The sequence below is a fragment of the Parafrankia colletiae genome, assembly GCF_001854655.1.
Classification (GTDB): domain Bacteria; phylum Actinomycetota; class Actinomycetes; order Frankiales; family Frankiaceae; genus Parafrankia; species Parafrankia colletiae.
In genome coordinates this window covers 26,390-48,400 of sequence record NZ_MBLM01000160.1, presented here as the reverse complement: position 1 = coordinate 48,400, position 22,011 = coordinate 26,390, and the positions used below count along the sequence as shown (strand labels likewise).

General features: G+C 70.8%; 18 protein-coding genes. 12 read left to right on the top strand and 6 right to left on the bottom strand.

The features are described 5' to 3' along the window. Positions 1 to 144: 144 nt before the first annotated feature. Both CC117_RS29660 and CC117_RS29655 read left to right on the top strand, forming a co-directional pair. On the top strand, positions 145 to 1,065 hold the full coding sequence (locus tag CC117_RS29660) for a glycoside hydrolase family 5 protein (protein ID WP_084133010.1): 921 nt from the start codon (positions 145 to 147) through the stop codon (positions 1,063 to 1,065). A gap of 371 nt (positions 1,066 to 1,436) precedes the next feature. Continuing rightward, a complete protein-coding gene (locus tag CC117_RS29655; RefSeq protein WP_241830544.1) occupies positions 1,437 to 2,978 on the top strand; it encodes an alpha/beta hydrolase domain-containing protein in 1,542 nt (513 codons plus the stop codon). A gap of 84 nt (positions 2,979 to 3,062) precedes the next feature. Here the strand turns inward: CC117_RS29655 and CC117_RS29650 are convergent, their stop codons facing one another. Beyond that, positions 3,063 to 4,796, bottom strand: a complete 1,734-nt coding sequence (locus CC117_RS29650) for an ABC transporter ATP-binding protein (protein WP_071090337.1) — start codon at positions 4,794 to 4,796, stop codon at positions 3,063 to 3,065. Continuing rightward, positions 4,793 to 6,652 (bottom strand): ABC transporter ATP-binding protein/permease, encoded by a 1,860-nt coding sequence (locus CC117_RS29645; protein WP_071090334.1) that lies wholly within the window; start codon positions 6,650 to 6,652, stop codon positions 4,793 to 4,795. The genes CC117_RS29650 and CC117_RS29645 overlap by 4 nt, the downstream gene beginning before the upstream one ends. A gap of 105 nt (positions 6,653 to 6,757) precedes the next feature. On the opposite strand from CC117_RS29645, the gene CC117_RS29640 reads away from it, so the two are divergent. Next, complete coding sequence (locus tag CC117_RS29640) at positions 6,758 to 7,360, top strand: TetR/AcrR family transcriptional regulator (RefSeq protein WP_071090332.1); 603 nt, start codon at positions 6,758 to 6,760, stop codon at positions 7,358 to 7,360. A gap of 30 nt (positions 7,361 to 7,390) precedes the next feature. Here CC117_RS29640 and mscL read toward each other — a convergent pair whose 3' ends face one another. Then, entirely contained in the window at positions 7,391 to 7,918 is a 528-nt protein-coding gene (gene mscL, locus CC117_RS29635; RefSeq protein ID WP_071090329.1) for a large conductance mechanosensitive channel protein MscL, read from the bottom strand. Positions 7,919 to 7,968: 50 nt separating this feature from the next. On the opposite strand from mscL, the gene CC117_RS29630 reads away from it, so the two are divergent. The 3 genes from CC117_RS29630 to CC117_RS29620 all read left to right on the top strand — a co-directional run bounded on the left by CC117_RS29630 (position 7,969) and on the right by CC117_RS29620 (position 11,164). Further along, positions 7,969 to 9,237 carry a helix-turn-helix transcriptional regulator gene (locus tag CC117_RS29630; protein WP_116287928.1) on the top strand — a complete coding sequence of 423 codons (1,269 nt, stop codon included), beginning with the start codon at positions 7,969 to 7,971 and terminating at the stop codon, positions 9,235 to 9,237. 29 nt (positions 9,238 to 9,266) lie between these two features. After that, positions 9,267 to 10,634 (top strand): PQQ-dependent sugar dehydrogenase, encoded by a 1,368-nt coding sequence (locus CC117_RS29625; protein WP_071090324.1) that lies wholly within the window; start codon positions 9,267 to 9,269, stop codon positions 10,632 to 10,634. Positions 10,635 to 10,756: 122 nt separating this feature from the next. Next, on the top strand, positions 10,757 to 11,164 hold the full coding sequence (locus CC117_RS29620) for a hypothetical protein (protein ID WP_071090321.1): 408 nt from the start codon (positions 10,757 to 10,759) through the stop codon (positions 11,162 to 11,164). Positions 11,165 to 11,220: 56 nt separating this feature from the next. Here CC117_RS29620 and CC117_RS29615 read toward each other — a convergent pair whose 3' ends face one another. Beyond that, on the bottom strand, positions 11,221 to 12,498 hold the full coding sequence (locus CC117_RS29615) for an MFS transporter (protein WP_071090318.1): 1,278 nt from the start codon (positions 12,496 to 12,498) through the stop codon (positions 11,221 to 11,223). A gap of 635 nt (positions 12,499 to 13,133) precedes the next feature. Here CC117_RS29615 and CC117_RS29610 point away from each other — a divergent pair. The 4 genes from CC117_RS29610 to CC117_RS29595 are packed head-to-tail and all read left to right on the top strand — an operon-like array spanning position 13,134 to position 17,471. Beyond that, positions 13,134 to 14,381, top strand: a complete 1,248-nt coding sequence (locus CC117_RS29610) for an ABC transporter substrate-binding protein (RefSeq protein ID WP_071090361.1) — start codon at positions 13,134 to 13,136, stop codon at positions 14,379 to 14,381. Continuing rightward, a complete protein-coding gene (locus CC117_RS29605; RefSeq protein ID WP_084133008.1) occupies positions 14,378 to 15,361 on the top strand; it encodes a carbohydrate ABC transporter permease in 984 nt (327 codons plus the stop codon). Before CC117_RS29610 ends, CC117_RS29605 begins: the two co-directional genes overlap by 4 nt. Then, positions 15,361 to 16,266 carry a carbohydrate ABC transporter permease gene (locus CC117_RS29600; protein WP_241830542.1) on the top strand — a complete coding sequence of 302 codons (906 nt, stop codon included), beginning with the start codon at positions 15,361 to 15,363 and terminating at the stop codon, positions 16,264 to 16,266. Before CC117_RS29605 ends, CC117_RS29600 begins: the two co-directional genes overlap by 1 nt. 8 nt (positions 16,267 to 16,274) lie before the next feature. After that, the gene (locus tag CC117_RS29595) at positions 16,275 to 17,471 is read left to right on the top strand and encodes an ABC transporter ATP-binding protein (protein ID WP_071090315.1); all 1,197 of its coding nucleotides are present in this window, start codon (positions 16,275 to 16,277) and stop codon (positions 17,469 to 17,471) included. Positions 17,472 to 17,530: 59 nt separating this feature from the next. Here CC117_RS29595 and CC117_RS29590 read toward each other — a convergent pair whose 3' ends face one another. Continuing rightward, positions 17,531 to 18,208 (bottom strand): uracil-DNA glycosylase, encoded by a 678-nt coding sequence (locus CC117_RS29590; protein WP_071090312.1) that lies wholly within the window; start codon positions 18,206 to 18,208, stop codon positions 17,531 to 17,533. A gap of 75 nt (positions 18,209 to 18,283) precedes the next feature. After that, complete coding sequence (locus tag CC117_RS29585) at positions 18,284 to 19,066, bottom strand: neutral zinc metallopeptidase (RefSeq protein WP_071090310.1); 783 nt, start codon at positions 19,064 to 19,066, stop codon at positions 18,284 to 18,286. Between the two features lie 302 nt (positions 19,067 to 19,368). Between CC117_RS29585 and CC117_RS29580 the strand changes: the two genes are divergently transcribed. Together CC117_RS29580 and CC117_RS29575 are read left to right on the top strand one after the other, a co-directional pair. Next, on the top strand, positions 19,369 to 20,574 hold the full coding sequence (locus CC117_RS29580; protein ID WP_071090307.1) for an ABC transporter substrate-binding protein: 1,206 nt from the start codon (positions 19,369 to 19,371) through the stop codon (positions 20,572 to 20,574). 238 nt (positions 20,575 to 20,812) lie between these two features. Then, positions 20,813 to 22,003, top strand: coding sequence for a cytochrome P450 (locus tag CC117_RS29575; protein WP_071090352.1), 1,191 nt, complete (start codon positions 20,813 to 20,815; stop codon positions 22,001 to 22,003). Positions 22,004 to 22,011 lie beyond the last annotated feature (8 nt).

Sequence of the window (22,011 nt, the reverse complement as noted above, 5' to 3'; positions counted from 1 at the left end):
GCACAGATGCCACGCCGCCACGCCGTACCAACCCACCAGCCAGCACCAGCGGAAGATCAACCATCCAAGATCGACTTAAGCTTCACGGCATTGGGTCCTGGTGCGGGGACTCCCACCGGTCTGCGGGTTTCCGGCACCTCGATCGTGGATCGCTCGGGGGCGCCGGTGCGACTGCTCGGCGTGAACCGATCTGGTACCGAATACGCCTGTATCCAGGGCTGGGGGCTGTTCGACGGCCCCAGCGACGACGCCTCCGTGGCGGCCATCGCGTCCTGGAAGGCCAACGCTGCGCGGATCCCGCTGAACGAGACGTGTTGGCTCGGTATCAACGGCGCGCCCGCGCAGTACTCCGGCGCGGTCTACCGGCAGGCGATCGTCGATTTCGTCGGCCGGCTGAACGCTCACGGTATGGCGGCTGTTCTCGACCTGCACTGGGCTGCTCCGGGGACGGAGCATGCGACGGGTCAGCGGCAGATGGCCGACGCCGACCACGCCCCCGACTTCTGGCGGTCGGTCGCGACGACGTTCAGGGGAAACTCGTCCGTCCTGTTCGACCTCTACAACGAACCCCACGACATTTCCTGGGCCTGCTGGCGTGACGGCGGCGACTGCGGCATCGGCTACCAGGTGGCCGGTATGCAGGACATGCTCGACGCTGTCCGCAGCACCGGCGCCACGAACATCGTCCTGGCAACCGGCAACGGCTGGGGTGGTGACCTCACCGGCTGGCTGGCGAACAGGCCGACCGACCCGACCGGCAATCTGGCCGCGGGCTGGCACATGTACGACTTCGGCGGGTGCGTGACGGTGCCCTGCTTCGACGCCCAGATCGCGCCGGTCTCCGCCGCCGTCCCGCTGGTCGCGGGCGAGTTCGGAGACAGCGACTGCAACCACTCCTTCAGCGACCAGACGATGACCTGGCTCGACGCCCACAGTGACAGCTACCTGGGCTGGGCGTGGAACACCCACGACTGCAGCGGATTCCCCGCGCTGATCAGGGACTTCGCAGGCACACCGACCGCCTACGGCGAAGGCCTGCGCAACCACCTGGCCTCCCTCAGATAACTCCTCCCACCCGGCGAGCACCGGCCCCCTGCGTACCGGGTGGGCCGGTGCTCGCCAGTCCCTGGTCCCCGGTCGCCTGCGCCTCGGGTCGGCCGCGAGGAAATGGTCGACACTCCCGCTGCACGCATCTCGCCGCGAGAAAGCGGTCGCCGGACACGGCGCGGCTCGTCGGCGACGTGGCCTTTTGCTGCTGCCGTCGCTCTGACTGCCCGCACCCGAGAAGCAGTGAGGCAGGCAGAATTCTGTTCTGCTGTACCGGTGCCCGGCACGCCTGGCACCTTGGTGTCGGCAGCGGGGTGAACTGAACGACATTAGATCGCGTCGACGTAAGAATGGGGACCTCCTGGTCCGGAGAATTCGGTGGAGGTCCGATGAGATATTCGCGATTACTGGGTAGGCGCGTTACCGCGCTGCTCGCCACCGGGGCATGCGCTGTTTCGGTGCTGGCGGTCTGCGCTCCGTCCGCACACGCGGCCCCGAGGGCGGGCGCCGTCGCGTCCCCGACGATCACCGTGCCGGCGGCCGGTAGCCACGGCTTCCCGTTCCAGGCGGAGGAACCGGCGCTTCTCGCCGCCAAGGGGTATGTGGAGCGTGAGTTCCTGTTCGGTGGCACGGCTACCGCCTACAACAGGAACGGCGTGTTCGGGTCGGATGGGCGCTGGCAGGTGACTCCAGGCACGCAGGCTCCCTATCAGAGCCGCATGCTGGTCCGTTATCCGGCGGACCCGGCGAAGTTCAACGGGACCGTCCTGGTCGAGTGGTTCAACGTCAGTGGCGGCATCGACGCGCAGGTGGACTGGACGACCATGCGCGAGGAGATCCTGCGCTCCGGCTATGCCTACGTCGGAGTCTCCGCCCAGCAGCTCGGCATCAACGCGGCGGGAGAATACCCCGGCCTCAAAGCCTGGGACCAGGCTCGATATGGAACCCTCAACCACCCTGGCGACCAGTACTCGTACGACATCTTCTCGCAGGCGGCGCAGGCACTGCGCACTCCGAACGGGCCGAACCCGCTGGGAACACTGAAATTCAGGAAACTGCTCGGGGTCGGCGAGTCCCAGTCCGCGATGCGTCTGACGACCTACGTCAACGCGGTGGCTCCGGTGGCCCGGGTGTACGACGGGTATCTCATCCACAGCAACATGGCGGTACCGACGCCGCTGAGCGCCGACCCGTCCGAAAGGATGCCCAACCCGACTCTCATCCGCACCGATCTGAGGGTGCCGACCTTCGTCGTGCTGACCGAGACCGACATGACGCTCCATGTGACAGCCCGGCAGCCGGACTCGGCGACTGTGCACACCTGGGAGCTCGCCGGCACCTCCCATGCCGACCAGTGGCTTCTCACCACCGGGCAGCCCGTGTACGAGCGCATGTTCGGCAAGCCCGTTCCGCCCCGGGACTGCGGGGCGAACACGGCGCCGATCAACGATGGCCCGGCGCACTACTCCCTGAACGCCGCACTGTCGGCCATGAACCGGTGGATACGCGGCGGGCCCGCGCCGGCCACCGGCGCGCTCCTCGCCATGGAGGGCAGCACACCGGTCCGTGACCCCGCCACCGGGCTCGCCCGCGGCGGCATCCGGCTTCCTGACGTCGCGGTGCCCACCAGGACCCTGTCCGGACAGCGCTACGCCGAGGGCCTGGCGGCGCTGTTCTGCGGACTGTTCGGTGCGACCGATCCATGGAACGGCGACGCCGACCCCTGGGACAGGCACAACGCGGGCGACCCGTCCAACCCGACCGCGCCGCAGACCGCGGAGCCGGTGCTCAGCCAGCTCTACCCGACCCACGCCGACTATGTGAACAAGGTGCGGGCGGCGGCGTGGACGTCGGTGTTCCGCGGTTTCCTGACGCCTGCGGATGCCAGGACCATCGTCACCGCGGCCAGTAACTCCACCATCGGCGGCTGACCGGGCCAGCGGTACCTGGAACCCGGCCTGCGACGGTGGGCCGCCGGCAGTCCACCGTCGAGGGCCGCCGTCCGGCCGCGGCGTTCACCCGTGCCGGGCCGCGGGGACGCCGCCCGCGAGCAGGTCCGCGCCCTGCCCCTGCTCGACGACGGTCCCCTCGCGCAGGACGACGACGCGGTCGGCCGCGCGGATCGTGGCAGGTCGATGTGCGATCACGATCGTGGTGCGGCCGCGGCGGACGGTGCGCAACGCTGTCTGCAGCGCGCGCTCGTTCTCCGCGTCGAGGTTGGAGGCGGCTTCGTCGAGTATCAGGATCGGGGTGTCGCGCAGCAGCGCCCGGGCGATGCCGAGGCGCTGCCGCTCGCCGCCCGAGAGCCGGGCGCCGTTCTCACCGACGTGGGTGGCGTAGCCCTGCGGGAGCGCGGCGACGAACGTGTGGGCGCTGGCGGCGCGGGCGGCCGCGACGAGGTCGTCGTCGGTGGCGTCGGGCGCGCCCAGCCGTAGGTTGTCCGCAACCGAGGCGTCGAAGAGGTGCACGTCCTGCGGCACGACGCCCACCAGGCGGCGCAGGTCCTCGAGGCGGTAGTCACGCAGGTCGTGCCCACCGATCGTGATCGAGCCCGTGTCGACGTCCCAGTGACGCAGGAGCAGGTTGGCGCAGGTCGACTTCCCTGCCCCCGACGGGCCGACGAGGGCGACCATCTCGCCGGGCCTCACCGTGAACGTGACGTCATGGAGCACCGGACGGTCCGCCTCGTAGCCGAAGACGACCCCGTCGAAGGCGACCGAGCTGTCCGCGGCTTTCGGGGAGACCGCGGCCGTGTCGGGGACCACCGCGGGCTGTTCGATCAGCGCGAGGACCCGGTGGGCGCTCGCCCGCAGCGGCGCGAGAGAGGCCGCGATCGCCGTGGATTCGACCACCGGACGTAGTGCCCCGGCGACGAGCATGACCGCGAGTGCGCCGGTCGCGATGGTCACCCCACCGCTCCCGGTGCCGGCGGCAGCGGTGACCACGATCATCAGTGTGAGGATCACCGTCGCGGCGGTGAGCAGGTCGGTCACCGCGGTCTGGGCACCTTCGGCGCGGGCCTGCCGGCGTTGGAGGCTGATGTAGCGGCGGGTGCTCGCCGCGACGCGGTCCGACCAGGAGTCCACCCGGCGGGCGAGCAGGAGCTCGGTCATGCCGCGCACGCCGTCCACGACGTCGGCGTTGAGCACGCCGAGCGATGCGCGCAGGTCGGTGGCCCGCGCGTCCGCCCACCGGGCGAACAGCGCCGGCAGGACCGAGACCGCGAGCACGCCGACGGCGAACACGATCGCGACCAGGGGGCTGATCGTCGCGAGGGCGACGGCCGAGGCCGCCGAGACCAGGGCGGCGGCGAACGCCGTCGGGGCGAGATGGGCGAAGAACTGTTCCAGGAGCTCGACGTCGGCCATGGTCACCGCGGCGACCTCGCCGGTCCGGCGACCCTGCAGCCGGTGCGGGGTGGAGCGCTCGAGGCCGTCGTACACCCCCAGCCGCAGCCCGGCCTGGTGGCGCCAGGCGAACGCATGGGCGTAGTGCAGGTTCACCCATTGACCGGTGGTCGCCGCGACGAACCCGGCGAGCAGGGCGAGGCCACCGGCCCGCAGATCGGCGACGGATCGACCGTCACCGGCGGCGCCGACCACCCACCCGCCGGCCGCGGCCGCGACCACCGCCCCGGCGTACTGGGCGACCGCGCCGATCAGGGTGACGGCATAGAGCCCGCGGTTGCCGGCCCGCCGCAGCACGTCGAGGAGCGGGCGGCGGGAGCCCGACCGGAATGTGGGGTTCATGCGGCGGTCTCCTGGGCGGTGACGAGGCGGTGGTAGGCGCCCCGCGCGGCGAGAAGTGCGGTGTGGTCGCCCTCCTCGACGATGCGGCCGTCCGCCATGACGATGATCCGGTCGACGTCGCGCACCGTTGACAACCGGTGCGCGATGACCAGCGTGGTGCGGCCGGCCGCGAGTGCCTCGAGTGCGGTGTGGATGGCTGCCTCCGTCGCGGCGTCGACGTTCGCGGTGGCCTCGTCGAGGATGAGAATCGGGGCGTCGGCGAGCAGCGCCCGGGCGATCGCGAGGCGTTGGCGCTGACCGCCGGACAACCGCCCGCCCGCCTCGCCGATGACGGTGTCGTAGCCGGCGGGCAGCTCGCTGACGAACGCGTGGGCGCCGGCGGCGGCCGCGGCCCGACCGAGGTCGGCCTCGCTCGCGTCCGGCCTGGTGAGCAGCAGGTTCTCGCGGACCGTCCCGTTGAACAGGTGGGTGCGCTGGGACACCATCGCCACCTGCGACCGCACCTGGTCAACCGGCAGCGTGCGGATGTCGACGTCGCCGATGCACACGCGCCCTGCTCGGGCCGGGCCGGCCGTGCCCGGCGTCGACGCCCGCGGTTCGGGCATCTGCGGTTCGGGCGTCTGCGTGGCGGCTGCCTGCGGGTCGGGCCTCGGCCGGTCGGGGTCGGCGAAGCGGACGAGGAGGCTGGCCAGTGTTGATTTGCCCGCGCCCGAGGCGCCCACGATCGCGACGCGCTCGCCAGGCGCGATCCGCAGCGAGACGTTGCGCAACGACGGCGTCCGTGCACCGGGATAGGTGAACGTGACGTCCTCGAACGCGACCGCCGGTGCGGCCGCGAGCGCGGGGCTCGGGCCTGGGGGAGTGGTGCCGCGCGGGGCGGCGGGTGTGCTGCCGGGCCGGACGTCGGGTGCTGGTGCCTCGAGGGCGAACAGCGCGTCGAGGCGGCGGGCGGCGCCGGCGGCGTCATAGGTGGTGTGGAACGACTCGGCGAGTACCGCTATGGGCCGCAGCGCCTCGGCGGACAGGACCAGGGCGAGGAAGGCCGCGTGCACCGCCAGGCCGCCGTCGGCGAGCCTGGATCCGGCAGCCCACGCGACGGCCGCCATACCTCCGACGATCGACGCTGTGAAGATCGCGCCCGCGATCAGCGCCACCGCCATCTCACGGACCCACGTGGCGATGAGACGCTGACCGAGGACGTCCAGCTCGTCGCGCCGGCGCCGGCTCGCCCCGAACACCTTCAGCGTCGCCATCCCCTGCATCGTGTCGAGCACCGCCGACCCCAGTGCGATCGTCGCGGTCATGCGCTCGTCGCTGCGGTCTCCGATCACGCCGAGCCACAGCTGGGGTCCGGTCACCGCGGCGAGCGCGAAGGCCAGCACGACCAGGCCCAGCCAGCCATCGGTCACCGTCAGTGCGACCACGGCGCTCAGTGGTGTGCCGATGCCGGCCACGAGCGCGGGGATGTATCGGCTGAAGTAGCCCTCGAGGGCTTCGACGCTGTCGACGAGGGTCGCCGTGACGTCACCAGCCCGGTCGCCGGCGAGGTGGACCGGGCCGAGCTCGGCGACCTTGGCGAACGCCCGCTCACGGATGGCGATCTTCGTCGCGCCGGCCGTGCGCGCCCGCGTCTCCTCGGCGGCGAACAGCAGGGCCGCCCGCGCGACGACCAGGCCGATGATCCAGCCGAAGCGACCTGCCTGGTCGGCGACCCCGTCGCCACGCAGGATCGTGACCAGGACGTCGGCGAGGAGGAACGCCTGGGCGACGTAGGTCGCCCCCACCGCCAGCCGGATAGCCGTGGTCGCGGCAGTGAGAGCGCCAGCACCCCGCGCGTACCGCAGGATTCCCGCCACGGTCGCACCTCCTCGGTCTGATGTCGCCGAGCTGTCGTCCCGGCGCTCCGACTGTGACCGACTGATGGTCAGTCAGTCAAGATGCGGCCATGAGAAGATGGCGGCGTGCCCCGCACCAAGCCGCCTGACGTACGCCGCAACGACCTCCTCGACGCAGCCGAGGAGGCGTTCCTGGAACGGGGGATCGGTGCGACCACGGTCGACGAGGTGGTGGCCCGCGCGGGCGTGGCGAAGGGCACCTTCTACCTGTACTTCCGCTCGCGCGACGAGCTGATCGCCGCGGTGCAGCGCCGCTTCGGCGAGGCGTTCTCCGCGCAGCTGGCGGACGCGATCGCGAAGGCCGACAGCTGGACCGAGAAGATCGACAGCGCGGTCCGTGCCTGCTTCCACGACTTCACCCACGCGAAGGACCTGCACGACGCCCTGTTCGCGTCCGTGACCAAGACGGAGAACGACGAGTTCGTCGACACGTTCGCCGACCTCGTCCGCACGATCCGCGAGCTGCTGGCGGCGGGGGTGGAAGCCGGGGCCTACCGGGTCGACGACGTCTCGACCACCGCGCTGCTCCTGTTCAACTGCATGCATGGCGCGTTCGACGCCGTGTGGCAGGCCGACGAGTACCGGGACGAGAGCCGCATCGTCCTCGCCACCCAGACGCTGTTCCGCCGGGTGCTCGGCCTCCCCGACCCCGAACCGGCCCGTACCTGACGGCGCCGGTGAGCTGTCAGGGCACGGGGCTCAGGTCGACTGCTCGTGCTCGGCGGCGACGACGGCACCGGCCTGGGTGCCCTGGCTGGGCAACCGGCTGGTGTCGCCGGCCAGCAGGTCCCGGATCTCGGTGAGCAGCCGGGCCTCGTCACTGATCGCGGGCTCCGCCTCGGGTTCCGGGTGCCCTCGTCGGCGCAGCTCGTTCGCCTTGGCGATCGGCAGAACGACGACGAAGTAGACGGTCGCCGCGACGATCAGAAACGTGAACAGGGCGTTGAGGAACAGGCCGTACCGGAAGACGCTGTTGTTGATGGTGAACTGCAGGCCGGCGAAGTCCGGCTTGCCGCCGATCGCGGCGATCAGCGGGGTGAGCACGTTGTCGACCAGGGCCTTCACGACCGCGGTGAAGGCGGTGCCGATGACGACCGCCACCGCGAGGTCGACGATGTTGCCCCGCATGAGGAACTGCTTGAACCCGGTGAGGCCGGGCCGGATGAGTCGGGTGGTCGGCTCGACGACCCCTCGGCCACGGTCGACGAACCTCCTGAAACCGAACACGGGCGCTCCCTGACCTCCCAAGGGGGACATTCCGGCGGGGCAGGACCTCGGTGGACGCCGCGGTCGGTGCCGAGTCCGGTTATCTCCGGCGGAAGCGGGATCTAACCCGACGGGACGCAGCGTGCCGCGTCCCGGGTCTGACGGCCATCGATCTGGACGGCGTGGTGTCGATCCGGGGTCGGATCGACGAGCGGGACGGCGCGAGGAGTCCGTACGCCGACCACCGGCCGGTCCGTCTGGGCGTCGATGGCGAGCCAGGTGGGTCTGCTCGACGTCGCAGCGGAACACCGCCTGCTCGATCCGCCGGCGCCCGGCCTCGACGCCGACGTAGGCGTCGGGAGGGGGGTTCCAAGGGAATCTCCCAGCAGCCGGATGGCGGCTCTAGCGTGGGTGCCATGACCACGAAGGCCGAGGTGCGGCAGTTCCTGATCTCCCGCCGCGCCAACATCACGCCGAAGCAGGCCGGCATCCCCGACGGCTTCGGGAGGCGGCGTGTGCCCGGTCTGCGCCGGGGAGAAGTCGCCATGCTCGCCGGGGTCAGCCTCGACTACTACACCCGGCTCGAGCGGGGGAACCTCTCCGGGGCATCGGAGAGCGTGCTCAGCGCGCTTGCCCGGGCGTTGCAGCTCACCGACGCCGAGCGGGAGTACCTGTTCGACCTGGCGCGCACGGCCCCGACGACCGCGTCGGCGCGCAGCCGCAGACCGGTCGCCAGTTCGGTGCGGACCTCGGTCCAACGGGTGCTGGACCATATGACCGTCCCGGCGATCGTGCACAACACCAGCCAGGACATTGTCGCGGCGAATCTCATGGGACGGGCGCTGTACGCACCGCTGTTCGACACCGAGGGTGTGCCGAACATCGCTCGGTTCGTCTTCCTCGACCCGCGTTCCCGGGACTACTTCGTCGACTGGACAGGGGTACGCCGCACGCAGGCGGCGATAATGCGCCTCGAGGCCGGTCGGAACCCCCTGAACACCGAACTCACCGCGCTGATCGGCGAGCTGTCGACCCGCAGCCCGCAGTTCCGTCAGGACTGGGCGCGCCAGGACGTGCACGAGCACCGCACCGGAGTGAAGTCGTTCCGGCATCCCGTCGTCGGTCTGACAGAGGTCGTGTTCGACGTGTTCGAGATGGCCGGCGAAGCCGGCCTTCTGATCGTGACGTACAGCCCCCCGCCGGGCACCGCGACCGCTGAGAAGTTCGCGCTGCTGGCGAGCTGGGCTGCAAGCCGGGAACGCGACGAGCAGCAGGGGCACGGCACTGCGTCCGCACAGATACCGATCAGCACCGTCCCCTCCGCGGCCGTCGACGACTGACTGCCGCCAGCCCCGTCAAAGGAGTCGGTATGACGATCGGACGCCTTCCGCTGCTGGCGGTGGCTGTCGCCTTCCTCGTGGCGGCCTGCGGGTCGGACTCGCCCCCTCCTGCTCCGATCACCGGCAGTGAGGTGGGTGTGGCGGCCCCCTCCGCTGCCGCGTCCGGACTGGTACCGGTGACCCTCGCCATCCCGGCGGGAATGGACGCCGCGCCGCTGAACACGCAGCGACAGGCGCTCGTGCCCCCCGGCTGGACCCTGTCCGTGTTCGCCCGGGTCCCCTCGGCCCGGCATGCCGCCTGGGCTCCGGACGGCACCCTGCTCGTCTCGGTGCCGGAGAACGGCACCGTCACCCGGCTGGAGCCCGACGGACGAGGCACCGCGACCGTGTCCGCGCTGCTGACCGGACTGAACCAGCCGCACGGCCTCGCGTTCGCCGACTCGACCCTGTACGTCGCCCAGAGCGACCGGGTGGACGCCTACACCTACGCGGAAGGACAGGCCACGAACCCGCGCCCTGTGGTCACGGACCTGCCCAACGCCCGCAGCCCCGACCTGCGCGGAAGATACGCCCATGCCCTGAAAAGCGTCGCCGTGGGCCAGGACGGATCGGTCTACGTCTCCGTCGGGTCGACCGGCAACATCAGCGTCGATGATCTGACGGCGACACCACCGCGGGCCTCGATCCTGCGGGTGCCACCGGGCGGCGGGCCACCGGAGCCGTTCGCCGTGGGCGTCCGCAACGGCACCGCCCTCGCCGTCGCCCCCGACGGGGCGGTCTGGACCGCGGTCAACAACCGGGACAACATCCCGTTCCCGTACGACCGCCCCTACGGCGACGACTCGGGATCAGCGCAGGGGCGAGTGATCGACGAGTATGTCCGGGACCATCCGGTCGAGCCCTTCGCGAAACTCGCCCCAGGGCGGAACCTGGGCTGGCCCTACTGCAACCCCGACGCCGACGTCGACCCCGGTGTCCGCGGTTCGCGCCAGGACTTCTCCGACGTGCCGTTCGCCCGTGACGTCCAGCTGAACCCGGACGGCCAGCTGCTCGACTGCGCGGCACTCCCGCCGGTCGAGCAGGCACTGCCCGGCCATTCCGCACCGCTCGGCCTGTCGTTCGTCGACGGGGACCTTCCGGGCGACTACGCCTCCGGTGCACTGGTGGGCGTACACGGATCGTGGAACGCGTCGCCGCCGCGGGCCCCGGAGGTGTCGTTCTTCCCCTGGCGCGACGGCGACCTGGGCGGGCAGCAGACCCTGCTAGGCGGATTCCAGGCCGCGGACGGCTCCCGTTGGGGCCGCCCGGTAGCCGCGATCGCAGGACCCGACAGGGCGGTCTACATCACCGACGACGCCGCCGGCGCCGTGTACCGGCTGACTCCCCCCGCACGCTGAACGAGCCGCGGTGTGCTTCTCGGAGGACGCCGGTGAGCGCGACAGCAGCGTGTAGCGGTACCGGACGGGGAAGTGGCACCTGACGGGGAGACTTCCGTTCACCGCCCGCCTACGATGTTCGCATGAACCCATTGCGCCGGATTCTGCTCGGCGCGGGTCAGCTGCCCGCGCCGTTGCGCGACGCACTCGAAGCGGAAAAGCTGGTTCTGTTGGCGGAGGGCCTGCCCGGATCGATCACCTATCGTCATTATCGGGCGCCCGGGCAGCGGTCCAACTGGCGGAAGGAGGCTGTGACCGGTGCGATTGCGGTGACCGCCATCCGTCTTGTGGTCTGGGCCGGGCGGGGAAAAAACATTGACGTGCCACTCTCCGGGCCGTTTCTGGCCGCGATCGATGTCGGTCTCGAATCCCCGGACCAGGTGCGGTTCGCCTACGACGCCGGGAAGTTCAGTCCGGTCAGGTCCGGCACCGTGGAGGTGCGGCTACGGACCCCCCGGGCCGCCGACGTCGTCGCACTGCTCGCGCCGTAGCGGCGGCGTAGCGGCGGCCGTTGGCCGCGTCCGGTTCGCGGGCCCACGGCAGCCGGTCACCGCGGGCGGTCGGTGCCTCTGGTGAACAGGGCGACGCACAGGACGAGAAGCGGCCCGCAGACCAGCAGCCCGGCCTCGGGGCCGACCAGCGTCCACAGTCCGCCGGCGGTGATCGTCGCGACGACCCGGCCGGCGCTCTGCAGTCCGGCGAGCGCGCCGAACACCGCCCGGTGTGTCTCCGGTGGGGTGAGCCGCCCGGCGCCGGTGTACTCGGCGGCGTCGACCGCGCCGGCGGCCGTGCCGGCGAGCAGGAAGCAGACGGTCATCGTGGTCAGGTCACCCTCGCCGGCGAAGGCGAAACCGGCATAGGCGCCGAGCAGGAGGGCCGCGCCGGTCGCGATCACCCGGCCGGCCCCGAAGCGGTCGGCGAGCCGGCCGCCCCACACGGCTGCGGCGGCGGAGGAAAGGTGGAACAGGCCGTAGAGCACGGCCACCGCCTGGAGCTGGCTGAGTCGTCCGGCGCCGTCGGGCAGCAGTTTGCTGGCGCGCAGCAGCAGAAGCACGGCCGCGATGTTGGACGCCTCGTAGCAGGTGATGCCGAGCGTGAGCCGGCGCAGAGCCGGCTGGCGCAGCAGCGCGAGCTCGGGCCGGGTCTGGGCCGCGGCACCGTGGTCGAGCGCGTTCCGCCCGCTCAGCGTGCCGTGCGCGCTCACCGCGATCGCGGCGACCACCGGGACCAGCGCGAGCAGGATCACTGTCCGCACCTCGACGAAGGCCAGCAGCAGTGCTGCCGCGAGCGCGCCGAAGGCGGCGCCGAGGGCTCCCACGGAGCGCTCGAAGCCGAGCCGGGCGCCGAGCTGGCCCGGAGCGGAGGTCGAGCTCGCCACCTCCAGCAGTGGTGGGGTACCCAGCCCGCGGGCCACCCACGATCCCGACCGGCACGCCCCGGCCTGCCACACGGCGTTGCTGCCGGCCAGGAAGGCGGCGGCCAGCGCAAGCCCGGCGTTCCCGGCAATGGCGAACGGCCCGCGCAGGCCGGGCCGGCGGTCGGCGAGCTTCGTCGCGCCGGCACGGGCCGCGGTACCGCCGGCGCGCCCCGCCGCCTCGATGCCGGCGAGCGCGATCGGCGCGGCGCCCAACGTTCCGGCGATGAACGGTGCGACGACCGCTGTCGTGCTCTCCAGCCCGACGGCGGAGAACAGCAGCGGTAGCCGCGCGTGCGCGAGCGAGGCCGGTCCTTGACCTGCCGCAGCGGCGGGCGGGCTCGTTGCGGGGGCGGCGGGAGGCTTGTTGTCTGCGCGGCCTCGCGGCGCGGCGGGAGGCGAAACCGACACGCCGGGATCGTACGGCGCTTTCCCTCGGCAGGGGACGGGTCCTGCCTTGTCGGTCAGCTGACGGGACTCCGACGAACCTGGGCGCCACCGGCCGACTCCGCCCGCCTGCCCGCGGCGCGGGCCTTCCCGACCGCCGTTCCGTTCCGTTCCGGTCCGGTCCGTCCGACAGCGTGGCGCCGCCACCCGACGGCGGCCCCGACATGGGTTTCCGTGCGACCCGCACAATGCGGCGGGAAGTACGCTGCCCGGAATGCTCCCGGGACGGCACGTTTACGTCGTCATGTGCCCGGGAATGGCCGAGCCACCGCAGGTCGGCCGACCTGCGGATGCACGGTCCGAGGCCGACGTGATGCGACTGTCGGTGCGGTGGCCGGGCACCGTCCGGCTTTGAACGTCTGCTGTCCACGAGTCGCTTTCGACGGCTCGATGTGGGGTGGTGAAAACGGCCTATGGGAATCAGACGAGCCCGTCGACCCCGTGAACCTCATGGAGCCGGCCGGCATCTCTGTCAGGATCTCTGCCGGCATCCCGGCCGCGACCCGGGAACAGCCGGATCCGCCGGTGGTGCCCCGAGCCGTGATGCTCCGAGCAGCGGTATCCCGAAGCGCCGGTGCGGTCGGTCCGCGGTGGTCGGGGTGGGAGCGCTGGTGCTGGCGGCGGTGCTGGCCCTGGGCGCCTGCGGTGGTTCCGGTGCGGGAGGCGGCGCCGGCCCGGTTCGGCTGACCTGGTACGTCTACAACGAGTCGTCCGGTGCGTTCGCGAAGGCGGCCGCGGACTGTTCGGCCGGGTCGAACGGGCGGTACACGATCGGCGTGAACGTGCTGCCGAACGATTCGGACGGGCAGCGCCAGCAGCTGGTACGGCGGCTCGCCGCCGAGGACTCGTCGATGGACATCCTGGCGCTGGACGTGACCTGGACCGCCGAGTTCGCCGAAGCCGGCTGGGCGATGCCCTTCCCGGCGGCGCAGGCCAGGACGCTCACCGACGGGATGCTGCCGGCCGCGGTGGAGACCGGCACCTGGGAGGATCAGCTCTACGCGGTGCCGCTGAACACCAACGCCCAGCTCCTGTGGTACCGCAAGGACCTGGTTCCGCAGCCGCCGCGCACCTGGGACGAGATGCTGACGGCAGCCCGGCGGCTGGCGGAGGAGGGCAAGCCGCACTACGTCGAGGTACAGGGCGCGCAGTACGAGGGTTACACCGTGCTGTTCAACTCGCTGGTGGCATCGGCCGGCGGGCAGATCCTCAACGACGACGGCACCGAGGTGGAGCTCGGCGCACCGGCGGAGCGGGCCGTCGAGGCGATCCGGGCGCTGGCGGATTCGCCGGCTGCCGACCCGTCCTGGTCGAACCAGCGGGAGGACGACAACAGGCTCGCCTTCGAAACGGGTTCGGCCGCCTTCCAGCTGAACTACCCGTTCATCTATCCGTCTGCGCGGCAGAACAACCCGGAGCTGGCGGAGCAGATCGGCTGGACGCAGTGGCCGACGCTGGTGCCCGGGCAGCCGTCCCACAGCACGATCGGCGGTTACAACCTGGCGGTCGGCGCCCACAGCCGGCACCAGGCCGAGGCGGCCGACGCGATCGCGTGCATCACCGGCCGGGACAACCAGATCCGCAACGCGATCGACGGCGGGCTTCCGCCGACTCTCGAGGATCTCTACACCGACCAGAGGTTCATCGACGGTGGCTACCCGTTCGCGGCGGCCATCTACACGGCGCTGCAGAACGCCAGCGTGCGGCCGCAGACGCCGGCCTACCAGAGCGTGTCGCTGCAGATCGCGCACACGCTCTCACCGCCCTCCTCGGCGAGTACCGGCAGGCTTTCGCAGCTGCGCGGGGCGATCGCCGACGCCCTCGAGTCGAAGGGACTGGTGCCGTGACCGTGGCTGTGGACGGAGCGGAGCGCGGCAACGGGCGCGGTTCGCCCGAGACGGAGAGACAGGGGAACGAAGCGAAGAGGCGGGGGAGGCGGGGGAGAGCGCCGCTGTCGGCGCGGGCACGGGCCGAACGCCGGCTCGGCTGGGTGTTGTGCGCGCCGGCGGTCATCGTCATCCTGGCCGTGACCGCCTATCCCGTCGGGTACGCGGTCTACCTGTCGCTGCAGCGCTATGACCTGCGGTTTCCCGCCGACTCCGAGTTCGTCGGGCTGGCGAACTACGGGACGGTGCTGTCCTCGTCGCTGTGGTGGCAGGCCCTCGCGGTGACGGCGGTCATCACGGTCATCTCGGTGGCGATCCAGTTCGTGCTCGGGCTGGCGCTCGCGCTGGCGATGCACCGGGCGATGATCGGCCGCGGCCTGATCCGGACGGTGATCCTGATCCCGTACGGGATCGTGACCGTGGTCGCCGCCTTCGGCTGGCGGTACGCGTGGACGCCGGACACCGGCTACCTCTCCGGTCTGTTCGGGGACGCCGCCCCGCTCACCGAGCAGGTCCAGGGCATCGGCGTGATCGTGCTGGCGGAGGTGTGGAAGACGACGCCGTTCATGGCACTGCTGCTGCTCGCGGGGCTGGCGCTCGTCCCGGAGGACCTGCTGCGGGCGGCGAAGGTGGACGGGGCGACCGCCTGGCAGCGGCTGATCCGGGTGATCCTGCCGTTGATGAAACCGGCGATCCTGGTCGCGCTGCTGTTCCGGGTCCTGGACGCCTTCCGCATCTTCGACAGCATCTACGTGCTGACCGCCGGGGCGTACGACACCCGGTCGGTATCGATTCTCGGCTACGACAACCTGTTCACGGCGCTGAACCTGGGCGTCGGCTCCTCGTTGTCGGTGCTCATCTTCCTCGTCGTCGCGCTCGTGGCGTTCGTGTTCGTCAGGGGATTCGGAGCCGCCGCGCCTGGTGGGGAGGACCACCGCTGATGACCACCGTCACCTCGTCCGCCGCCGCTCCCACCCCTGCCCCCGCCGGCCGCCGTGCGGGCGCCGCCCGGCGCCCGTCACGGGACCGCACCGCGTTGGCGGGCTGGTCGGCCGCGAACCTTGTCATCGTCGCACTGTCGCTGGTGCCGCTGTTGTGGCTGGTGTCGCTGTCCTTCAAGACCCCGGGCAGCATCACCGACGGCCATTTCATCCCGCGGGAGTGGACCCTCGAGAACTACCGGGAGATCTTCGGCGAGTCCCTCTTCACCCGGGCGCTGCTGAACAGTCTGGGGATCGCGCTCATCTCCACCGTGCTCGCGGTGGCACTCGGCGCGATGGCTGCCTACGCGATCGCCCGGCTCGCCTTCCCCGGCAAGCGACTGCTCGTCGGCCTGGCCCTGCTGATCGCCATGTTCCCGCAGATCTCCCTGGTCAGTCCGCTGTTCAACCTGTGGCGCCAGATCGGTATCTTCGACACCTGGATCGGGCTGATCATCCCCTACCTGACGTTCTCCCTGCCGCTGGCCATCTACACCCTGTCGGCCTTCTTCCGGGAGATTCCCTGGGATCTGGAGAAGGCCGCACAGGTCGACGGAGCCACCCCGCGGCAGGCGTTCCTGCGGGTCATCGCCCCGCTGGCCGCGCCGGGCATGGTGACCACCGCGATCCTCGTCTTCATCTTCTGCTGGAACGACTTCCTGTTCGCGATCTCGCTGACGTCGACGGAACAGTCGCGGACGGTTCCGGCCGCCATCGCGTTCTTCACCGGTGCGTCGCAGTTCGCCCAGCCGATCGGGTCGATCGCGGCGGCGGCCGTCGTCATCACCATCCCCATCATCGTTTTCGTCCTGCTGTTCCAACGTCGGATCGTCGCCGGGCTGACCTCCGGCGCGGTGAAGGGATAGGCCCGGCCATGGCGGACATCGTTCTCGACCACGTCACCAAGAGATACCCCGACGGCCGGCTCGCGGTGGACGACGCCAGCCTCTCCATCGCGGACGGTGAGTTCGTCATCCTCGTCGGCCCGTCCGGGTGCGGGAAGTCGACCACCCTGAACATGATCGCCGGCCTGGAGGACATCTCCTCCGGCGAAATGCGGATCGGCGGGAAGGTGGTCAACGACCTGGCGCCGAAGGACCGCGACATCGCCATGGTGTTCCAGAGCTACGCGTTGTACCCGCACATGTCGGTGCGGAAGAACATGGGCTTCGCACTGGCACTGGCGAAAAGGCCGAAGGAGGAGATCAACCGGAAGGTCGAGGAGGCCGCCCGGGTACTCGACCTCACCGAACACCTGGACCGCAGGCCGGCCCAGCTCTCCGGTGGGCAGCGGCAGCGGGTCGCGATGGGCCGCGCCATCGTCCGCTCGCCGAAGGCGTTCCTGATGGACGAGCCGCTGTCCAACCTGGACGCCAAACTGCGGGTACAGATGCGCACCGAGGTCTCCCGCATCCAGAACCGGCTCGGCACGACGATGGTGTATGTCACCCACGACCAGACCGAGGCGATGACGCTGGGCGACCGGGTGGCGGTGCTGCGAGCCGGGCGGATCCAGCAGGTCGGCACGCCGACCGAGCTGTACAGCCGGCCGGCGACCGTGTTCGTCGCCGGTTTCATCGGCTCACCCGGGATGAACTTCGTGCCGGCGACCGTCGAGGAGGGGGAGCTTCGCACCCCCCTCGGGACGATCGTCCCGGACGAGCGGCAGCGGCGGCTGCTGGAAGGCTGGAACGGAACGACGGACGGCAGCCGTTCGCTGATCGTCGGCGTGCGGCCCGAGCACTTCGAGGACGCGGCCCTGGAGCAGGTAAAGGACCGTCCAGGACTGCGGTTCACGGTCATGGTGGACGTGCTGGAGCGGCTCGGCTCCGACAGCTACGCCTACTTCACGCTGGCGGGCGGGCGCGCCCGGACCGCCGACCTGGACGAGCTGGCCCACGACGCCGGCACGGTCGACCTGTCCAGCAGAGCGGAGCAGGTTGTCGCCCGGCTGGACGCGACCAGCCGGATCCGTGAGGGCGAGAAGGCCGAGCTGTGGCTGGACGCCCACCAGCTGCACCTGTTCGCCCCCGACACCGGCCGCAACCTTGATGCCCCGGCCACGGCCTGACGCGGCCGGGGCATGCCGGCAGCCCCACGCAGCCCTCGGCCTCGGCCCTGCCAGGAATGCTAGGGAAGGAGCCAGTCGACGGGTTGGGCACCCTGGCCGAGCAGGTGGTCGTTGGCGCGGCTGAAGGGCCGGGAGCCGAAGAAACCACGGTCCGCGGAGCGCGGCGACGGGTGGGCGGACTCGATGGTCGGGGTGGAGGGCAGGAACGGGCGCAGGCTACGCGCGTCGGCACCCCAGAGGATCGCGACCAGCGGGGTGCCGCGGGCTGCCAGAGCGCGGATCGCCTGCTCGGTGACGTCCTCCCAGCCCCTGCCCCGATGCGCACCCGGCTGGCGCGGCGCCGTCGTCAGCACCCTGTTCAACAACAGCACCCCCTGCCGGGTCCACGGCGTGAGGTCACCGTTCGTGGGCCTGGGCACGCCGACATCCGCGGACAGTTCCTGGAAGATGTTCACCAGGCTGCCCGGTAGCCGGCGCACCTCGGGCGCGACCGCGAAGCTGTACCCGATGGCCATGCCCGGAGTCGGGTAGGGATCCTGCCCGACGACGAGGACGCGGACGTCGTCGAAGGGCTGCTGGAAAGCCCGCAGCACATGCTCGCCCGCCGGCAGGTAGCTGCGCCCCGCCGCGATCTCCGCGCGCAGGAAGTCACCCATGGCGGCGATGCGGTCCGCCACCGGCTCCAGGGCCTTCGCCCAGCCTGGTTCGAGGATGTCCTGCAGAGGTTGTGCCGGCATGGCTGATCACCCTATCGGGGGTGCTGCGCCCCGATGCAGGGTCGTGCCGCGCTGCCCGACGATGCTGCCCGACGATCAGAAGGTGACGCTGCCGGTGGGTGATTCGCCGAGGCGGAAGCAGGTGTCGTTGTCGCGCAGGTAGCCGAAGGCGAACGCCTGGGCGCGCTGGCGGGGCGTGCCGTGGGCGCCGTCCGAGGTGGCGGTCTCGCGGTCGAACCAGCCACGGTCACGGGTGTCGCCGAGGTTGAAGAACAGCAGGGCGCCGGAGAACGCGTCGCCGAGGTCGAGCCGGTCGGCGTCGGTGGCGAGGCGTGCCTGGCTGCCGGCGAGGCAGTCGGCCTGGTTCTCCTCCGCGCGGGACACGACTCCGACGCGGCCGGAAAGGGTGGACGCCCGATGGGCCAGTTCATGCATGATCACGTACATCGGGTAGGACGGGCCGCCGACGTCGTGCAGCTCGGTCATGAAGTCGACGCTGTAGGCGATGGTGTCGTCGGCCGTGCAGTAGAGGGCGTTGCTGGCGAACGCGGCCGGGTCGGATTCGCCGGCCGCGCAGGCGATGGGGGGGATCTCGCCGTCGCGGTAGGCGATGTAGCGGGGCGCCGTCCACTGCCTACCGAGTTCGCCGGTCCAGTAGGTGTTCACCGAACCAGGGCAGCCCGCCGGCTCGGAGATGATCGCCTCGACGTCCTGAACCGTCTCGACGGGGCCTCCACAGCTCCCGGCGGGTGCCTGCTGGTCCGCGGACGCAGCGCCGTCTCCGGCGGTCGTCGACTCCAGCCCGGCGCATCCCGCCAGCAGACTGCTCCCGAGTACAGCGGCGAGCATGCTCGCCAGGACCGTGCGCCTGACCCCCATACCGCTACCGTATGGGCCCAGGCGGACGAATGGTCCGGTTCGTCGGCGCGCAGACAGCTCCGCCGGGCCTCCGGCGGCCGGTCTCGTCGATCGGCTCCGCCGGCCGACCGGCCGCGGCCGAGGCCTTCCGGGCGGCGGGCGACCGTGGTGAAAGTCGATGGCTGGTCGCCTGCCTGGGTTCGCACATCACGTCCGGATTTTGGTTTAAAGGTGGTACTTTGCCGCCATAGCCTGCGTTTTGCCTGGGCGGAACCTCGCGACCAGCGAACCTGACAGCCGCCCGGAATCTCCCGGGAGGAACCATGCGTGCGAAGGGTCCGATCGGTCCGTTAGCGATGGCGGCCGTCATCTTCGTCACCGCGATTGCTGCTTGCTCCACAGTCAGCACCGGTAGCGAGGCGGTCGCCTGTAACAGCCCCGGTGTGTCTGCCGACGAGGTGAGGATCGGCTTTGTTTTCTCGGACTCCGGCGCGGGCAGTGGTGCGCTGTCTCCGTCCCGCGCCGGCGTCGACGCGCGACTCGGGCTGGCGAACGAGGAGGGCGGTATCCACGGCCGGAGGATTGAGTACGTCATGCGTGATGACGAGACCTCGCTCTCTCGGAACGCACGTGCTGTGAAGGAGCTCGTCGGGAAGAAGTCCGTGTTCGGACTCGTCGCCGCCACGGTGACGCTCAACGACGCGATGGTGCAGCTTGACGAGCAGCAGGTGCCGGTTGTCGGGCTGGCCGCCGAGGCCACCTGGGCCGCGCATCCGAACATGTTCAGCTTCATCTACACGGACTCACCCGGGGCCGTTGCCCGCTACGTCGGGTCGACCGGCGGGACCAGGGCAGGCATCGTCATCACCGGCACGGCACCGTCGACGCTGGAGCTCGCGGCGAAGTACACGGACTCACTGCGCGCGGTCGGTGTCGCCTCGGAACTGGTTCCTTTCTCCGCGGCGAGCGACAGCCCCGTGCGCACGGTGCGGCAGCTCGCGGAGAAGGGAGTGAACGCGCTGATCGGACTTTCGACGCTGGATGATCTGGCCGCGATCATGCAGGCCGCTCGCGATGAACACCTGGACCTCGCCGCCAGCGTGGCGCTGAGTGGCTATGACCGGCAGTTGCTCGCCACCACAGGCCCGAAGATCTCCGGGCTGTCGTTTCCCGTGTACTTCCGCCCCTTCGAGGCTGGTGGAGCCGCCATCGACCGTTATCGCGAGGCGGTCGCCAGGTTCGCTCCGGAGATCGGGCAGCCTGATCGACAGATGGCGATGTTCGGCTACATCTACACCGACATCTTTCTGCGGGGCCTGGAGCTGGCAGGCTCCTGCCCGACCCGTGAGGTCTTCATCAGCGCGCTGCGCAACGTCACACATTATGACGCGGGCGGCCTGATCTCCCCGGTCAGCTTCCGTGACAACGCCGGAGAATCCAACCCCTGCGCCGCGATCGTCCAGATCAACGCGGCCGGAGATGCCTTCGATGTGGTCAGGGAACGTATCTGCAGCGACGGCGTCGGCTGACCGGCAGGCGTGGGTCAGGCCGGCGAGGTGGGCTGGCGAGCCGAGCCGAGCCGAGCCGTGGCGTGGCGAGTCGGGTCGGCGACATCTGGCAGGGCGACGCCGGGACGGCTGGACCGGCCCGAGTCGTCCCAGGCGGCCTCCACCCGTCCGCTATCTCATGCAAGACCTCTTGCATGAAATGGCGGGCGGTGCGACTGTCATCGGTGACATCCACTGGTTCGGCACTTCTGGAGGCGGCGTGACGACCTCGGAGCTCTCCGCGGGTCCGATGGACCCCACGCGCGACGACCGCAAGTCGGCGGCCCTGGCAGCCCAGCGTGTGCACGCCGATGCCGGTGCGCGGGTCGTCGGCAACTTCCGGGTGGGCCGTGAGATCCTGCGCAGCGGCCAGATGCGCCAGGCCGGCGCGGGTTCCGACCAGATGAACCCGGATGACGAGTTCTGCCCGGTCTTCTTCCTCGACGGCGACACCCATCGACGGCGACGTACGTCGATCGCCCGCTTCTTCACCCCGAAGGCGATCAGCTCCCGCCACCGCCTGGTCATGGAGCGCACCACCGACGAGCTGCTCACCAGGGTGCGGGCCGACGGGACGGGGCGGCTCGACGAGCTGAGCTACAAGCTGGCCGTCGCGGTCGCCGCGGAGATCGTCGGCCTGACGAACAGCAACCAGGCCGGTATGGCGAAACGCATCCAGGCGACCCTGCTCGGCACCCGGCTACGCGGCATGCATCCCGTCGTCCGCTTCGGGGCGCAGGCCGTGACCGCCGTGCATGGGATCCGCTTCCTCCTCCACGATGTGCGCCCCGCGATCAGAGCCCGCCGGGAGCAGCGGCAGGAGGATGTGATCTCCCATCTGATCGAGGAGGGCTACCCGGACAAGGCGATCCTCATCGAGTGCATGACCTACGCCGTGGCCGGCATGGTGACGACCCGTGAGTTCATCGTGATGTGCGCCTGGCACCTGTTCGACGACGATGCCCTGCGCGCCCGCTTCATCGCCGGCGACGAGGCCGACCAGGTCGCGATCCTCGAGGAGATCCTCCGCCTCGAGCCGGTCGCCGCGATGCTGCACAGGCGCGCCACCGAGGACGCCGACCTGGGAGTGGACGCCGTCAGGGCGGGTGAGCTGGTCGCGGTCAACATCCGGGCCGCCAACGTCGACCCGGAGACGGTGGGTGCCTGCCCGCACGCCCTCGACCCCGATCGTGCCGGCCGGGAGAAGGTGGTCGGCTCCTACATGAGCTTCGGCGACGGCAGCCACCGGTGCCCCGGTGCGCAGGTGGCGATCGCCGAGACCCGGGTGTTCCTGGACGCGCTTCTGCGCCTGCCCGACATCCGCCTCGAACGCGCCCCGGACATGACCTGGTGCGACGGGCTCATGAGCTACGAGCTGCGCGGCGCCGTCGTCACCTGCTCGCCGGCCTGACATCACCA

What these genes read in the sequence shown, in the direction of transcription:
- CC117_RS29585 (WP_071090310.1), bottom strand. Translation starts at nt 19,066, where the DNA reads ATGGGGGTCAGGCGCACGGTCCTGGCGAGCATGCTCGCCGCTGTACTC.
- CC117_RS29580 (WP_071090307.1), top strand. Translation starts at nt 19,369, where the DNA reads ATGCGTGCGAAGGGTCCGATCGGTCCGTTAGCGATGGCGGCCGTCATC.
- CC117_RS29620 (WP_071090321.1), top strand. Translation starts at nt 10,757, where the DNA reads ATGAACCCATTGCGCCGGATTCTGCTCGGCGCGGGTCAGCTGCCCGCG.
- CC117_RS29650 (WP_071090337.1), bottom strand. Translation starts at nt 4,796, where the DNA reads ATGAACCCCACATTCCGGTCGGGCTCCCGCCGCCCGCTCCTCGACGTG.
- CC117_RS29590 (WP_071090312.1), bottom strand. Translation starts at nt 18,208, where the DNA reads ATGCCGGCACAACCTCTGCAGGACATCCTCGAACCAGGCTGGGCGAAG.
- CC117_RS29600 (WP_241830542.1), top strand. Translation starts at nt 15,361, where the DNA reads ATGACCACCGTCACCTCGTCCGCCGCCGCTCCCACCCCTGCCCCCGCC.
- CC117_RS29595 (WP_071090315.1), top strand. Translation starts at nt 16,275, where the DNA reads ATGGCGGACATCGTTCTCGACCACGTCACCAAGAGATACCCCGACGGC.
- CC117_RS29625 (WP_071090324.1), top strand. Translation starts at nt 9,267, where the DNA reads ATGACGATCGGACGCCTTCCGCTGCTGGCGGTGGCTGTCGCCTTCCTC.
- CC117_RS29655 (WP_241830544.1), top strand. Translation starts at nt 1,437, where the DNA reads ATGAGATATTCGCGATTACTGGGTAGGCGCGTTACCGCGCTGCTCGCC.